At 73.1% G+C, this 15,302-nt stretch carries 11 protein-coding genes; 9 read left to right on the top strand and 2 right to left on the bottom strand.

Annotated elements, in window-relative coordinates; all coding sequences use genetic code 11:
- Nucleotides 1-128: 128 nt before the first annotated feature.
- Nucleotides 129-1,211, top strand: coding sequence for an inositol-3-phosphate synthase (locus tag ACGFWJ_RS13725; protein ID WP_043915344.1), 1,083 nt, complete (start codon nucleotides 129-131; stop codon nucleotides 1,209-1,211).
- Between the two features lie 96 nt (nucleotides 1,212-1,307).
- On the opposite strand, the gene ACGFWJ_RS13720 is transcribed toward ACGFWJ_RS13725, so the two are convergent.
- Entirely contained in the window at nucleotides 1,308-2,066 is a 759-nt protein-coding gene (locus tag ACGFWJ_RS13720; protein ID WP_387639783.1) for a peptidoglycan-binding protein, read from the bottom strand.
- Between the two features lie 163 nt (nucleotides 2,067-2,229).
- Here ACGFWJ_RS13720 and ACGFWJ_RS13715 point away from each other — a divergent pair, with 163 nt between their 5' ends.
- Both ACGFWJ_RS13715 and ACGFWJ_RS13710 read left to right on the top strand, forming a co-directional pair.
- Nucleotides 2,230-3,522: an MFS transporter gene (locus ACGFWJ_RS13715; protein WP_392948760.1), complete on the top strand. Its 1,293-nt coding sequence runs from the start codon at nucleotides 2,230-2,232 to the stop codon at nucleotides 3,520-3,522.
- Nucleotides 3,523-3,585: 63 nt separating this feature from the next.
- Entirely contained in the window at nucleotides 3,586-4,302 is a 717-nt protein-coding gene (locus tag ACGFWJ_RS13710; protein WP_392948757.1) for a hypothetical protein, read from the top strand.
- A gap of 7 nt (nucleotides 4,303-4,309) precedes the next feature.
- Here ACGFWJ_RS13710 and ACGFWJ_RS13705 read toward each other — a convergent pair whose 3' ends face one another.
- On the bottom strand, nucleotides 4,310-5,752 hold the full coding sequence (locus ACGFWJ_RS13705) for a CCA tRNA nucleotidyltransferase (protein WP_392949433.1): 1,443 nt from the start codon (nucleotides 5,750-5,752) through the stop codon (nucleotides 4,310-4,312).
- Nucleotides 5,753-6,012: 260 nt separating this feature from the next.
- Between ACGFWJ_RS13705 and ACGFWJ_RS13700 the strand changes: the two genes are divergently transcribed.
- From ACGFWJ_RS13700 to ACGFWJ_RS13675, 6 genes are all read left to right on the top strand, one after another.
- The gene (locus ACGFWJ_RS13700; RefSeq protein ID WP_392948754.1) at nucleotides 6,013-8,436 is read left to right on the top strand and encodes a DUF6049 family protein; all 2,424 of its coding nucleotides are present in this window, start codon (nucleotides 6,013-6,015) and stop codon (nucleotides 8,434-8,436) included.
- Nucleotides 8,437-8,486: 50 nt separating this feature from the next.
- On the top strand, nucleotides 8,487-10,838 hold the full coding sequence (gene murJ / locus ACGFWJ_RS13695) for a murein biosynthesis integral membrane protein MurJ (RefSeq protein ID WP_392948751.1): 2,352 nt from the start codon (nucleotides 8,487-8,489) through the stop codon (nucleotides 10,836-10,838).
- 291 nt (nucleotides 10,839-11,129) lie between these two features.
- On the top strand, nucleotides 11,130-13,193 hold the full coding sequence (locus ACGFWJ_RS13690) for a serine/threonine protein kinase (RefSeq protein WP_392948749.1): 2,064 nt from the start codon (nucleotides 11,130-11,132) through the stop codon (nucleotides 13,191-13,193).
- A gap of 110 nt (nucleotides 13,194-13,303) precedes the next feature.
- Entirely contained in the window at nucleotides 13,304-14,113 is an 810-nt protein-coding gene (sigM, locus tag ACGFWJ_RS13685) for an RNA polymerase sigma factor SigM (RefSeq protein ID WP_392948746.1), read from the top strand.
- The gene (locus ACGFWJ_RS13680; RefSeq protein WP_392948743.1) at nucleotides 14,110-15,015 is read left to right on the top strand and encodes an anti-sigma factor family protein; all 906 of its coding nucleotides are present in this window, start codon (nucleotides 14,110-14,112) and stop codon (nucleotides 15,013-15,015) included. The genes sigM and ACGFWJ_RS13680 overlap by 4 nt, the downstream gene beginning before the upstream one ends.
- Nucleotides 15,016-15,168: 153 nt before the next feature.
- Nucleotides 15,169-15,302: NAD(P)-binding protein (locus ACGFWJ_RS13675; RefSeq protein ID WP_392949430.1), on the top strand; the 134-nt coding region annotated here is incomplete at its 3' end.

Raw genomic sequence — 15,302 nt, 5'->3', positions numbered from 1 at the left:
GCGCCGGCCTTGCCGCCGCTCGCGGCGAGGCGTGGGCGCCCCGCGCGCCCGTCAGACAGTCAGAACAGATGTGGAACGAGGTGCCGCCACACCACGGCGACCCTCATGAGATTCAGGGAGCAACCGGAATGGGTTCGGTTCGCGTAGCCATCGTCGGCGTGGGCAACTGCGCCGCCTCGCTGGTGCAGGGTGTCGAGTACTACAAGGACGCCGACCCGGCCGGTAAGGTCCCCGGCCTGATGCACGTCCAGTTCGGCGACTACCACGTGAAGGACGTCGACTTCGTCGCCGCCTTCGACGTGGACGCCAAGAAGGTCGGCTTCGACCTGGCCGACGCCATCGGCAACAGCGAGAACAACACCATCAAGATCTGCGACGTGCCGCCGACCGGCGTCACCGTCCAGCGCGGCCACACCCTCGACGGCCTGGGCAAGTACTACCGGGAGACCATCGAGGAGTCCGACGAGGCCCCGGTCGACGTCGTCCAGATCCTCAAGGACCGCCAGGTCGACGTCCTCGTCTGCTACCTGCCGGTGGGCTCCGAGAACGCCGCCAAGTTCTACGCCCAGTGCGCCATCGACGCCAAGGTCGCCTTCGTGAACGCCCTCCCGGTGTTCATCGCCGGCACCAAGGAGTGGGCCGACAAGTTCACCGAGGCCGGTGTCCCGATCGTCGGCGACGACATCAAGTCCCAGGTCGGCGCGACCATCACGCACCGCGTGATGGCGAAGCTGTTCGAGGACCGCGGTGTCATCCTCGAGCGCACCATGCAGCTGAACGTCGGCGGCAACATGGACTTCAAGAACATGCTCGAGCGCGAGCGCCTGGAGTCCAAGAAGATCTCCAAGACCCAGGCCGTCACCTCGCAGATCCGCGACCGTGAGCTGGGTGCCAAGAACGTCCACATCGGCCCGTCCGACTACGTCGCGTGGCTCGACGACCGCAAGTGGGCGTACGTCCGCCTCGAGGGCCGCGCGTTCGGCGACGTCCCGCTGAACCTCGAGTACAAGCTCGAGGTCTGGGACTCCCCGAACTCGGCCGGTGTCATCATCGACGCCGTCCGCGCCGCGAAGATCGCCAAGGACCGCGGCATCGGCGGCCCGATCCTCTCCGCGTCCTCCTACTTCATGAAGTCCCCGCCGGTTCAGTACTTCGACGACGAGGCCAAGGAGAACGTCGAGAAGTTCATCCGCGGCGAGGTCGAGCGCTGAGCGCTGAGCGCTGAGCTTTGAGCTCCTTGCATTGACGTTTCGTCAGGCTTGACCGGAGGGCCGTCCCGCATCTCGCGGGGCGGCCCTCCGGCGTGTTCAGTTCCAGGCCTCGTGCCAGGTGACCGGCCCGACGATGCCGTCCACCGTCAGTCCGTGGCGCTGCTGGAAGGCCCGGCAGATCTGGGCCGAGGCGGGCCCGTACCAGCCGTCCGCCGTGATCGCCCAGGTCCGCCAGGCCAGCCGCCGCTGCCACGTCAGCACGTCGTCCCCGTGCATCATCGGCGACTGGAGCTTCAGGTACCGCCCCGGCCACGGCGGCGCCCCACCCGCCTGCCCGGACGTCCGCGCCGCCGGCGTCCCCCCGAGCGCCGGATCCGCCGACACCGTGCCCTCCGGATAGGCCGGCACCCCGTACCCGTACGGCGACCCGGGCCCGCGCCGCGCCCGGGACTTCCGGTAGACCCCGTCGCCCTCGGTGGACCCGGAGTCGTTCGTATTCCCCTCCACCGTGTAAATGGTGTCGGCGTCGTAGGCGTAGACGACTCCGGTGTGGTCGCCGCCGTCGGGGCCGAGGTAGAAGGGGCCGCCGAGGACGGGGTAGGGGGTCCAGCGGTTGTGGTCGCGCCACCAGGCGACGGCGGTCAAGCAGGAGGCCGTCATGGGCCAGAGGTTGTCCATGCCGGTGCGGTGGGCGGCCCAGGCTTCGAAGGTCGCGCACCAGGGCTGACCGTCGGACCATTCGAGGCCGGGGGTTTCCTCGCTGTAGCGCTGGCGGTTGTTCCAGGTCCCGTCGGGGTCGCGGCCTTCGTGGTGGCCGACCTGGCTGAGCAACAGGGTTGTGAACTCGTCTCGCATGGGAGCCTCCCGTCGTTCCGAGAGAGTTCTTCCCCGGTAAGTGCCCTACGACATCCGGGCGATGGCGCCAGCGGTGGTGCGGAGGTGTGCGGGGGGCGCGCGCCGCTCGAAGTTGGTGGAGGTTTCACGTGAAACACCGTCGGCCTCGTGGCACCCTTGGCGGGTGATCGTCGAACAGATCCCGCGAGAGGCCACCCTGCGCGGCCTGCTGCACGGCACCGGTTTTCGGCGCCTGCTGACGGTGCGCCTGCTCTCGCAGCTGTCGGACGGCGTCTTCCAGGTCTCGCTGGCCGCGTACGTGATCTTCTCCCCCGAGCACCAGTCCTCCCCCGCCGACATCGCCGCGGTGCTGGCGGTGATGCTGCTGCCGTTCTCGGTGATCGGCCCGTTCGCGGGGGTCCTGCTGGACCGCTGGCGGCGCCGGCAGGTACTACTGATGGGCAATCTGGCCCGCTTCGGCCTGGGGCTGGTGACGGCGGCGCTGCTGCTCGGGCGGGCCCCGGACTGGATGTTCTTCGCGGCGGCGCTGCTGGTGACGGCGCTCAACCGGTTCATCCTGGCGGGCCTGTCCGCCTCGCTGCCCCGGGTGGTGGCCACGTCCGAGCTGGTCACGGCGAACGCCCTCTCGCCCACCCTGGGCACGGTGGCGGCGGCCTCCGGCGGCGTCGTCGGCTTCCTGGTGCACCAGGTGATGCCGCCCGGCCGGCACGCGGACGCCGTTCTGGTGACGCTGGCGGCGCTGCTCTACCTGTCGGCCGCGCTGGCCGCCCGGCGGATCGCCCCGGACGCGCTGGGCCCCGAGGTGAGCGACGAACTCCCGTCCCTGCGCCAGGCGTTGTCCACCTCCTGGCACGACCTGCTGGCGGGCCTGCGGCACCTGGTGCGGGACTGCCGGCCGGCCGTGCAGGCGCTGGGCGCGGTCACCCTGGCGCGGTTCTGCTACGGCGTGCTGATCGTGGTCGTGCTGATGCTCTCCCGGTACACCTTCAACAGCGCGGCGGACACCGAGGGCGGCCTGGCCAGCCTGGGCCGGGCGGTGATCCTCTCCGCGGTGGGCTTCTTCGTGGCCGCGCTGATCAGCCCGTGGTGCACCCGGCGACTCGGCCTGGTCGGGTGGATGACGACCTGCCTGGCGAGCGCGGCGGTGTTCGTCCCGGCGCTCGGACTGACCTTCGACGAAGTCCCGGCGATGGCCGCGGCGCTGCTGCTGGGCGTGGTCACCCAGGGCACCAAGATCTGCGCGGACACCCTGGTACAGGAGTCGGTGGAGGACGAGTACCGCGGCCGGGTGTTCGCGATCTACGACGTGCTGGTCAACGTCTCGTTCGTCGCGGCGGCCGGGGTGACCGCCCTGGTCCTGCCGCTGGACGGCCGCTCGGTGCCGGTGGTGCTGGGCCTCGCGGTGCTGTACGCGCTCGGCGCGCTGCTGTACTTCCGCGCCGCACGCCGGTCCTGACGGGGTCTCTGCCGCTAGGGTCGTGGGCGCACGGCACGCTCTCGTCGCCAGGGGGAAGAACAGATGAGCACTCCACCGCCACCCGGCCCGTACGGCCAGCCCGGACCGTACGGTCAGCCCGGACCGTACGGTCAGCAGCCCGGCCAGCAACCGCCCGGGTACGGCCAGCCTCCCGCATACGGACAGCCCCCCACGTACGGTCAGCCGCCGTCCTACGGCCAGCCCTCGGGCTACGCCCAGCCGCCGGCGTACGGCCAGCCGCCCGAGCCCGGTCCGCAGCCCGCGTACGGCCAGCCCTCCGGCTACGCCCAGCCGCCCGCGTACGGCCAGCAGCCCGAGCCCGGTCCGCAGCCCGCGTACGGCCAGCCGCCAGCCGGCGACGGGCAGATGCCGGCCTGGGGGCAGGCGCCGCCGCCCGCCAAGCCGCCGTCCCGGAAGGCCCGGATCCGCGGCGCGAGCATCGGCGTGGGCCTGATCGCCCTGGTCGTCGGCGGCCTGTGGTGGTTCGGCTCGCTGTTCGGTGCGGGCAGCAAGGGCGCGAGCGTCGGGGACTGCCTGACCGCCAAGCACGACGAGGTGGCCTGCACCGCGTCGGACGCCAACTGGAAGGTCGTGGGGCGCCACACCGGCACGATCAGCACCTACAACTGCGCCCAGGAGTACCCGGGATCGACGGCCTACGACAGCCAGTACCGGTCGAAGAAGAAGACGACCAAGTACCGGCTGTGCCTCAGCCCGCTGAATGCCGCGCCGCCCAAGCCCGCCGCCAGCAAGCACTGACGGGGCGTCAGTCCTTCGGCTGCGCCGCCCACCACTCGTGCAGCGCGGCGACCGCCGCCTCGTGCTCCATCGGGCCGTGCTCCAGGCGCAGTTCGAGCAGGTGCTTGTAGGCGCGGCCGACCGCGGGGCCGGGGCGCAGGCCGAGCAGCTGCATGATCTCGTTGCCGTCCAGCGCGGGCCGGATCGCGTCCAGCTCCTCCTGCTCCTTGAGGGCGGTGATCCGCTCCTCCAGCGAGTCGTAGGTGCGGGCCAGCGCGGCGGCCTTGCGCTTGTTGCGGGTGGTGCAGTCGGAGCGGGTCAGCTTGTGCAGTCGCTCCAGCAGCGGGCCGGCGTCGGTGACGTAGCGGCGCACCGCGGAGTCGGTCCACTCGCCGCCGCCGTAGCCGTGGAAGCGCAGGTGCAGCTCGACCAGCCGGGACACCTCGGCGATCAGCTCGTTCGAGTACTTGAGCTCGCGCATCCGCTTGCGGGTCATCTTCGCGCCGACCACCTCGTGGTGGTGAAAGGAGACCCCGCCGTCGGACTCGAAGCGGCGGGTGCGCGGCTTGCCGATGTCGTGCAGCAGCGCGGCGAGGCGCAGCACCAGGTCGGGGCCGTCGGTCTCCAGTGCGATGGCCTGCTCGAGGACGGTCAGCGAGTGTTCGTAGACGTCCTTGTGGCGGTGGTGCTCGTCGCTCTCCAGGCGCAGCGCCGGGAGCTCGGGCAGCACGAACTCGGCGAGGCCGGTGTCGACCAGCAGGCGCAGGCCCTTGACCGGGTGTTCGGCGAGCAGCAGCTTGTTGAGCTCGGCCTGGACGCGTTCGGCGGAGACGATGGTGATCCGCTCGGCCATCGCGGTCATCGCGGCGACCACCTCGGGCGCCGGTTCGAAGTCGAGCTGGGCGGCGAAGCGGGCGGCCCGCATCATCCGCAGCGGGTCGTCGGAGAAGGACTCCTCGGGGGTGGCGGGGGTGCGGAGCACCCGGGCCTCCAGGTCGTCCAGTCCGTGGTGCGGGTCGACGAAGCCGCGGCCGGGCAGGTCGACGGCCATCGCGTTGACGGTGAAGTCGCGGCGGACCAGGTCCTGCTCGATCGAGTCGCCGTAGCTGACCTCGGGCTTGCGGGAGCTGCGGTCGTAGGCCTCGCTGCGGTAGGTGGTGATCTCGATCAGGAACGAGCCGTCCGTGGTGTCCTTGCGCGCGCCGACGGTGCCGAACGCGATGCCGACGTCCCAGACCGCGTCGGCCCAGCCCTTGACCAGCTTGAGGATCTGCTGCGGGCGGGCGTCGGTGGTGAAGTCGAGGTCGTTGCCGAGCCGGCCGAGCAGGGCGTCCCGGACCGAGCCGCCGACCAGCGAGAGCCGGTGGCCGGCCTCCTCGAAGCGGCGGGCGATCTCGTCGGCGACCGGGGAGACCCGAAGCAGTTCCTGCAGGCCGAGGGTCTGCGCCTCGGTCAGGCCCGGCAGGGCGATCCGGTCGGCGGAGCTGGAATGATTGGTGCTGGACGCATTGGCAGTGGACACGGCTCACAAGGGTACGTGCCCGCCCTGCCCCGCCGCCCTCCTGTTTCCTCCGCCCCGCCGCTCCGGCCAGCTTCCGGCCCGCAACACTGCGTGCCGCAAAGCGTCGTTACCATGCCGGGTGAACGCTCCTTGTCGGAGACCGCCGGGGTCGGGCGGGGCCGCGTCGGTGCGTGGGTCGATCGAGACGATCAGGAACGGCGAGGACGCGCGTGGACGAGCGGACCGGGCGGGGCGCGGCAGGGGCCGGGCGCCGCGGACGGTGGACGGGCCGGCTGGCCAGGAGCACCGCCGCCCTGCTGGCAGGCGGGCTGGTCGGGGCCCTCGCGGCCGCCCCGGCGGCGGCCGGGCCGGGCACCCTGGTGACGGCGTCGGGCGAGTACCCGGCGGCGGTGCAGATCGACACGGTGCAGGTCGGCACCGGGGCGCCGCAGATCGTGCACGAGAACGACACCGTGACGATCACCGGCAAGGTCACCAACTCCGGTTCGGAGAAGCTGAAGTCGTCGAAGGTCATGGTCCGGGTGCCGAACCCGGGCAAGCCGATGCTGGCGACCCGCAGCGACATCGACATGATGGGCTCCTGGGGCTCGCCGAGCGCCAAGGACGGCACCCCGCTGGAGAACCCGGCGCAGGACGTCGGCGACCTGGACCCGGGGCAGAGCAAGGACTTCTCCCTGCCGGTGCCGGTGTCCGCGCTGGGCGCCAAGGAGACCGGCAGCTACGAGCTGGCGGTGGACCTCTGGGGCCGGACCGGCGACGACAAGGCGCACTCGCTGGGCATCGCCCGCACCTACCTGCCGGTCCAGGGCCGGACCACCGCCAAGCCCTCGCCGGTCGCGGTGGTGTGGCCGCTGACCCACGCCCCGGTGCTGGTCGCGCAGACCATGCCGGACCAGGACCAGACGCCGGTGCTCCGGGACGACAGCCTGGTGGGCGAGCTGACCGGTGACGGGCGGCTGAACCAGCTGGTCGAGATCGGCGCGAACATGCCGAACCTGACCTGGGCGATCGACCCGGACCTGCTGGACACCGTGCTCGCGATGACCAAGACGTACCGGGTGCAGAAGCCCGGCACCTCCGGCGAGTCCGCGCGCGACGACAACACCGTGCCGGGCACCGGGCGCGACGCGGCGACGGCCTGGCTGGCGAAGCTGAAAACGGCGGTGTCGAAGCAGGGCTCCGAGGTGGTGTCGCTGCCGTACGCCGACCCGGACCTGGCGTCGATCGCGCACAACGGCGCCAAGCTGAACGGCATGGACAACGCGCTGCGCAAGGCCATGACGGCCGGGCAGGTCACCACCGAGGGCCGCCTCCAGGTGAACGCCCAGTCGGACGTGGCCTGGCCGTACCGGGGTCTGCTGGACCAGCGCACGGCGGCGGTGGCGAACGCGGCGGGCGGCCGGCTGGTGCTGGTCAACGGCGCGTCGATGCCGGAGTCCGACAAGCTGACGTACACGCCGGGCGCGGCGCGTCCGATCGGCAACGGGCAGACCGCGGTGGTCTCCGACGCCGTGCTGGCCTCGCTGTTCCAGGGCGACCTGGGCACCGTGCACGACCGCACCGCGGCCCAGCAGCGGTTCCTGGCCGAGACCCTGGCGATCGCCCACCAGGAGCCGGAGCACCCGCGCGGCGTCCTGGTGCTGCCGTCCCGCTCGCTGACCGTCGGCACCGCGCTGGCGCTGCGCGACTCGATGCAGGCGGCGTCCGGCAGCGGCGGCTGGGTGACCCCGGCCACCCTGCAGAAGGTCTCCGAGCTGCCCGCGGACCCGGGCGTCAACACCGACGTCCCGAACGACTACCCGGGCGACGCGACCGGCGCCGAGCTGTCCTCCGCCGAGCTGACCGCCACCATGGGCATCCAGGACGGTGTGGACCAGCTGATGATGATCCTCACCCAGCCGGAGCGGGTCCGCGGCCCGTTCAGCGCGGCCATGGTGCGGTCGATGTCCACCAGCTGGCGCGACCAGCAGAAGGCCGGCGTCGACTACCGGGCCGGCGTGCAGCGCTACCTGGACAACCTGAAGTCCGCGGTCCGGGTGCCGAAGAAGAGCACCGTGACGCTGCCGGGCGACAACGCGACGCTGCTGATCAGCGTGAAGAACGACCTCACCCAGGCGGTCGGCAACCTGGAGCTGCGGCTCTACTCGAGCCAGCAGAACCGCCTTCTCGTGGGCGACAACCAGCCCGTGGTGCTGGACGCCACCACCAGCCGCACCTTCCGCTTCCCCGCCGAGGCGCAGGTCAACGGCCAGGTCAAGGTGAACGCCGAGCTGTGGACCACCGGCCCCAACCCGCGGCGCTACGGCGAACCGGTGGAGTTCGTCGTCGACGTCACCTCGGTGGCCAGTGGTGTGACGTACGTGATCGCCAGCGGCACCGCGCTGATGATCCTCGCCGGGCTGCGGTTCTACCTGCAGCGCAAGAAGCGCAAGGCGGCCGGCGAGATCGACGAGGACCCGGAGCGGCTGCTGTCGGACGCCGAGGGCGGTGACGACGGCGACGCGCAGGCCGACGCCGACGGGAAGCCGACCGACGCGCGGGCCGACGCCGGTAGGAAGCCGACCGACGCGGAGCCCTCGTCCGACCGGGATGACAGCGATCGGGTCTCCGGTGATGAGAAGGTGGATCACTAGGCGCTTCACCCCCGGGCGCCAGTCCCCCCTCTCTGACGTGGATTGGTGGCATGAACGAGCGGAGCGAGCGAGCAACCCAGGACCAGGGCGGAGGTGGGCCCGAGGACCGCGCGGGCGGTCCACGGTCCGCCGCCGCCCCCGCCGACCCCACCGCCGACTGGTACGTCGCCGACACCTACGCCCGTGACCCGTACGCCGCCGAGGCGTACGGGGGCACGGACCCGTACGGCGAGGTCGACCTGCCGGACGCCGCGGGCGCCCAGGACGCCCCGGAGGCCACGGCGGCGGTGCCCGGCCAGCCGAGCCGCGAGTCCGAGGCCACCCTGCAGCTGACCGCGCCGGCGCCGCGCTGGGCGTCGATCGCCGCCGAGGTGGCCGCGGAGGCCGCCGAACCGGCCAGGTCGCGCCGGGACACCGGGACCGCCGAGTACGTCGGCGTGGAGACCCTGCTGTCCGCGCCCGAAGAGGCACCGGCGCCGGCACCGGAACCCGCGCAGGCCGTGACAATGGCCACGGACGTCGACACGCCGGACGACCCCGAGCCCGCCCCGGCGGCCCCCGAGCCGGGCCCCGCGGGGGGCGAGCGCCACCCGTACGTGCCGCCGATCGAGTTCGACCCGCCGCTGTCCGAGGAGGAGGCGGTGATGCGGGCCGATGCGGCCGTGCTGGAGGCCAACGCCGCCGCTGCCGCGCCGCCCGAGCCCACCGCCCCGCCGGCCCCGACCGCCCCGACCGAGCCGCTCGTCGACGGTGCCGGCAGCAAGGTCGCCGGGCTGCTGAACTCCAGCGCCATCATGGCGGCCGGCACCCTGGTCTCCCGCGGCACCGGCTTCCTGCGCACCATGGTGATCGCCGCCGCGATCGGCGTGGCCTCGATGGGCGACTCGTACAACGCCGCCAACACCCTGCCCACCCTGCTGTACATCCTGATCGGCGGCGGCGCGCTGAACGCGGTGTTCGTCCCGCAGCTGGTGCGCAGCATGAAGAACGACGAGGACGGCGGCACCGCCTACGCGAACCGGCTGCTCACCCTGGTGGTGACCGGCCTGGCGGGCGTGGTGTTCGTGGCAGTGCTGGCCGCGCCGGTGCTGGTGCAGCTGATCTCGCACGCGCTGATGCGCGACCAGCAGAGCGCCGACACCACGGTCGCGCTGGCCCGGTACTGCCTGCCGACCATCTTCTTCATGGGCGTGCACGTGGTGATGGGCCAGATCCTCAACGCCCGCGGCCGGTTCGGCGCGATGATGTGGACGCCGGTCCTGAACAACCTCGTGGTGATCTTCACCTTCGCGATGTACATCGGCGTGTACGGCACCTTCCAGCACACCGGGGTCACCCCGCAGGCCATCTCTCCCGAGGGCGTCCGGCTGCTCGGCATCGGCACCATGCTCGGCCTGGCCGTGCAGGCGCTGTCGATGATCCCGTACCTGCGCTCGGCGGGCTTCTCGTTCCGGCCGCGCTTCGACTGGCGCGGGCACGGCCTGGGCAAGGCGGCCCGGCTGGCCAAGTGGACCTTCCTGTTCGTGCTGGCCAACCAGGCGGGCTTCCTGGTGGTGACGCAGCTGGCCACCGCGTCCGGCAAGGCCGCCGAGCACGACGGCCACCTCGGCGTCGGCCTGGCCGCGTACTCCAACGCGCTGCTGATCTGGCAGCTGCCGATGGCCGTGATCACCGTGTCGGTGATGAGCGCGGTGCTCCCCCGGCTGTCCCGGGCGGCCGCCGACCAGGACGCCGGGGCGGTCCGCGACGACCTCTCCTACGGCCTGCGCACCTCGGCGGTGGCGATCGTCCCGGCGGCGTTCCTGTTCCTGTCGCTGGGCCCGGTGATCGGCTCCTCGATCTACGGCCTGGGCAACGGCGGCGCGGCCGCGCAGGGCACCACCGCGGTCGGCTACATGCTCTCCGCGTTCGCCCTCGGCCTGATCCCGTACTCGGTGCAGTACGTGCTGTTGCGCGGCTTCTACGCGTACGAGGACACCCGCACCCCGTTCTCCAACACCGTCTGGGTGGCGCTCACCCAGGCCGGCACCGCGGTGCTGTGCTGGCTGGTGCTGCCCGCGCAGTGGGCGGTGACCGGCATGGCGCTGGGCTACGGCCTGTCCTACGCGGTGGGCGTGTTCGTCGCGGTGCCGAAGCTGAAGGCGCGGATCGGCGGCCTGGACACCGCCCGGATCACCAAGACCTACGTCCGGCTGGCGATCGCCTCGCTGCCCGCCGCCGTGGTCGGCCTGGCGATCGAGCTGTTCGCGCTGCGGGTGCTGGACGGCTGGCTCGGCAACGTGCTGACGCTGCTGGCGGCGGCCGTCGTCCAGGTCGCGGTGTTCCTGCTGCTGGCCCGCCGGATGCGCATCGAGGAGCTCAACGCGCTCACCGGAATGGTCCGCCGGCGGCTCGGCCGCTGACCCGGAACACCGGTCACAGGTTGACGGCACGTCACCCGGAGTGCTGACGATCCGTCGACGACCCAGTCCGCCTACGGTGGGCCGGAGTCGGGGCACGCCCCCGATTCCGGCCCATTCGTCTGCCGTTCGCACGGAAGTGGGCGAGTGGGCAACCTCCAGGCACTCTCAGCGGTCGTACAGGGGGGCCGGGAGTGGGCACAATTGACCTTGCAGCACGGACGTCCACTCCGGCAGCGGCTCGTCGACCGTCCCGGCTTGGCCCGGGACGACACAAGGGGAGGCAGGACCACGGTGGCTGACGGCACCAAGGCGATCGTCGACACGTCCGAGACGGACGGGGCGGCGACCGAGGCCGCGCCCGGAACCTCGCAGCGCGACACCGGATCCGACCGCGGCCCCACCGCGAAAGGCTCCGCCGCCCGCGCGGTGAAGAGCACCGCGAACGGCTCCCCGAAGGACGCCGCGAAGAGCACCCCCCAGGACGCGTCGAAGGACGGGGCGAACGGCTCGGCGAAGTCCCGGGTGAAGGACACCGCGGCCACCCCCCTGCGGCCCGCCCCCACCGCAGCCGCCGCCGAGGCCGGAAGCGACGAACCGCAGCAGCCGCTCGCCGAGGCCACCGCCCCGCTCTCCGCGCAGGAGATCGACGCCGAGCTGGCCGCCCAGGGCGCCGCCCGCACCGAACGCCCCTCCCGCAGCCGCGGCGTGCGCCGCCCGCTGCCCCCGGTCGAGCCGTCCGAGCCCGCCCCGGCCACCAGCACCGAGACCCTGGACGCCGACACCGCCACCCTGCCCACCGTGCTGCCCGCCCCGCAGCGACACAGCGGCGACAAGATCGGCGGCCGCTACCGGCTGGAGGAGTGCATCTCCGAGTCGGACACCTTCACCAGCTGGCGCGCCGTCGACGAGAAGCTCCGCCGCGCCGTCGGCGTCCACCTGCTCTCGGCCGGCCACCGCCGCGCCAAGTCGGTGCTCACCGCCGCCCGCAGCGCCGCCCTGCTCGGCGACCCGCGCTTCGTCCAGGTGCTGGACGCGGTGCAGGAGGGCGAGCTGGTGTACGTGGTCCGCGAGTGGCTGCCCGGCGCCCGCGACCTGGCCGAACTGCTGGCCGACGGCCCCCTCGAGCCCTACGACGCCTACCAGATGGTCCGCCAGGTCACCGACGCCATCGCCGCCGCCCACCAGCGCGGCCAGGCGCACCTGCGGCTCACCCCCAAGTGCGTGCTGCGCACCGACGGCGGCCAGTACCGGATCAACGGCATCGCGGTGGACGCCGCCCTGCGAGGCCTGCCCACCGAGGACGCCGAACTGACCGACGTCCGTGCGATCGGCGCACTGCTGTACGCCGCGCTCACCCACCGCTGGCCCTACCCGGAGGACCGCTACGACCTCCAGGGGCTCCCCAAGGACCTCGGCTGCGTGCCCCCGGACCAGGTCCGGGCCGGCGTCCACAAGGGCCTGGCGGAGCTCGCCGCCCGGATCCTGTGCGAGCAGCCGCCGCAGCACAAGACGCCGATCACCACCCCCGCCGAACTGGCCGCGGCCATCGCCGAGCTGCCCAAGATCCGCCCGCCGGAGCAGCCCGCCCCGCCCGCGCTGCGCGCCCTGCCCACCTCCCGGCCGCGCTACTCCCCCGCCGCGCCCACCCAGGCGATCCCCACCACCGCACCCGCCCCCGCACCGGCCCCCGCTCCGGCCCCGGTCGCCCCCCGGCCCGCTCCGCGCCGCCGTCGCGGCCTGCGCCGGGTACTCAAGTGGACCGCCTCGCTGCTGGCCCTGTCCGCCGTCACGGTCGGCTCCTGGCAGGCCGTGGAGTACGTCAACAAGAAGGACAACGACACCACCAGCCACAGTTCGCCCGCGCCCACCCCGAGCGGCAGCGCCCCCGCCGCCACTGGCGCGAAGCTCGCCATCAGCTCGATCGTCCCGTTCAACGCGTACGGCGACAACAAGGACGAGCACACCAGCGAGGTCCCGAACGCCACCGACGGCAACCCGTCGACCGCCTGGACCACCCAGCGCTACAACGACCAGCTCGGCGACTGGCGGCCCGGCACCGGCCTGCTGATCGACCTCGGCTCGCCCCACCCCGTCAGCTCGGTGGACGTCCAGTTCATCGGCTCCACCAAGGTCGAACTGCGGGCCGCCCCGACCGGCGCCACCACCGCGCCGACCGCCGACGACAACGGCTTCAAGACCCTCAGCCAGATCGCCACCGGCTCCGGCAGCAAGGTCAGCCTGAAGCCCACCGCCCCGGTCAACACCCGGTACCTGCTGGTCTGGCTCACCAACCTGCCCACCGGCGACGACGGCGGCTACCGCGGCAAGATCGCCGAGATCCAGGTCAACGGATAGCCCCGACCGGCAGCCGGAACCCCGGCACCTCTTGATCCGCCCCGCCGGATCCCCAACGATGGTGACCCACGGCCGCCGGAGCGGACGGCCGGACCGCGAGGAGGGGGCGGATGGCCGAGGAGCCCACCGACGCCGAACTGCTCGCCCGGCACACGGCGGGCGATCCGGACGCCTTCGGGGTACTGGTACACCGCCACCGCGACCGGCTGTGGGCCGTCGCGGTGCGCACCCTCGGCGACCGCGAGGAGGCCGCGGACGCACTCCAGGACGCCCTGGTCTCCGCGTTCCGCGCCGCGGCCGGCTTCCAGGGCCGCTCGGCGGTCACCACCTGGCTGCACCGGATCGTGGTCAACGCCTGCCTGGACCGCGCCCGCCGCGGCGCCGTCCGCCGGGCCGAGTCGCTCGACCAGCACCCCGGCGGCCCGCCGGAGGCCGCGCTCGGCACCAGCGAGGGCGCCGAGAGCCACGCGGTGCGCTCCGAGACCCGGCGCGAGGTGGCCGACGCGCTGGCCGCGCTGCCCGCCGACCAGCGGGCCGCCCTGGTGCTGGTCGACATGCAGGGCTACCCGGTCGCCGAGGCCGCCGAGGTGCTCGGCGTCCCGGTCGGCACCGTCAAGAGCCGCTGCGCCCGCGGCCGGGCCCGGCTGCTGCCGCTGCTGCGCCACCTCGGCCCGGGTGGTGTTCCACGTGAAACCGATGCTGCCCAGGTTCCACGTGGAACCGCCGCCGCCCGCGTTCCGCAGGAGACCGATCCGGCCCGTGTTCCACGTGGAACAGGCCTCGCCCCAGGCCCCCGGGAGGCCCCCGGTGTTCCACGTGGAACACCGCCCGCGCCCCGAGCCGGGAACCCGAACCGGCCCGCCCCCGTCCCACCAACGGATCCCGCCACCGCGCTGGAAGGAGATGCGACCCCGCGATGACGCCGCACCCGCCTTCCGAGCACCCCGATCTGGACGTGCTGGCCGACCTGGCCGAGGAGCTGCTCCCGCCCGAGCAGGCCGAGCCGCTCCACCACCACCTGGCCGGCTGCCCGTCCTGCGCCGAGGACTACGCCGCGCTCCGCGGTCTCCCGGAGCTGCTGGCGGACACCCCCGCCCCGCCGATGCCGCAGGACGTCGCCGACCGGCTGACCGCGGCGCTGGCCGCCGAGTCCGCCGCGCGCACCGAGACCCACCCCGAGGACCGGACCGAGACCCGCACCGACGACCGTCCGGAGCGCCCCGCCGCAGGCCCGTCCGGCCCGCCCCGCACCGGGGGGCCCGCTGGGTCCCCGCGCGCCGCGAGCGGCCCCGGCCGCCGCGAGCGCCGCCGCCGTCGCACCCTGAGCCTGCTGCTCGCCACCGCCGCCGTGGCCGTGGTGGCCACCGTGGGCGGCGTGCTGCTCAGCCGGAACGCACCGAGCAGCACGGTGGCCACGGCCACCGACGGCAAGGCCGTGCCCCAGCCGACGACCGCCGATGCCTCGCACCCCAAGCCGAACGTCGCCGGCAGCGACGGCCCGAACCTCACCGCAGGCAGCGGCGGCCCGGACTTCACCGCCGACCAGCTCCCGGCCCAGATCCACGCACTGCTGGCCACCAAACCCGCCGCGGGCCTCTCCCCGGCCGACGCCGGCAACGGCCCCGCGGCCTGCGCCCTGAGCGCCGCCGGGCACCCGGGCGAACCGCCGCTGACCGCCGGAACGGGCAGCTACCAGGGCCGGCCGGTGCTGGCCCTGGTATTCCGCCCGCCGGGCGGCAGCGGGCCGCTGGACGTCTACCTGGCCACCCCGGACTGCCCCGGTTCGACGATCCTGCTGCACAGCACCGTCCCGGCCCCCTGATTCCTCACCGTTCCACGCCGCCCACTCCCGGACCGTGGGTGGTTGGTGCGGTCGGGCCTGGGAATGCGGGAGACTGGTAAGTCGTTGTCCGGGGCGGCGGAGCGACCGCCCTCCCCCGCGCAAGCGGGACGCCCATGCGAACCAGGAGATGCAGTGAGCGACGTCCGTAACGTGATCATCATCGGTTCCGGCCCGTCCGGATACACCGCTGCGCTGTACACCGCGCGTGCCTCCCTCCAGCCGCTGGTGTTCGAGGGCGCGGTCACGGCCGGCGGCGCGCTGATGAA

It is taken from the genome of Kitasatospora sp. NPDC048407, from assembly GCF_043200475.1.
GTDB lineage: Bacteria > Actinomycetota > Actinomycetes > Streptomycetales > Streptomycetaceae > Kitasatospora.
This window is presented reverse-complemented; position numbering and strand designations above follow the sequence as displayed.

Excerpts from the sequence above, each read along its gene's own strand:
- murJ (WP_392948751.1), top strand. The coding sequence starts at position 8,487 with ATGAACGAGCGGAGCGAGCGAGCAACCCAGGACCAGGGCGGAGGTGGG.
- ACGFWJ_RS13725 (WP_043915344.1), top strand. The coding sequence starts at position 129 with ATGGGTTCGGTTCGCGTAGCCATCGTCGGCGTGGGCAACTGCGCCGCC.
- ACGFWJ_RS13680 (WP_392948743.1), top strand. The coding sequence starts at position 14,110 with ATGACGCCGCACCCGCCTTCCGAGCACCCCGATCTGGACGTGCTGGCC.
- ACGFWJ_RS13720 (WP_387639783.1), bottom strand. The coding sequence starts at position 2,066 with ATGCGAGACGAGTTCACAACCCTGTTGCTCAGCCAGGTCGGCCACCAC.
- ACGFWJ_RS13710 (WP_392948757.1), top strand. The coding sequence starts at position 3,586 with ATGAGCACTCCACCGCCACCCGGCCCGTACGGCCAGCCCGGACCGTAC.
- sigM (WP_392948746.1), top strand. The coding sequence starts at position 13,304 with ATGGCCGAGGAGCCCACCGACGCCGAACTGCTCGCCCGGCACACGGCG.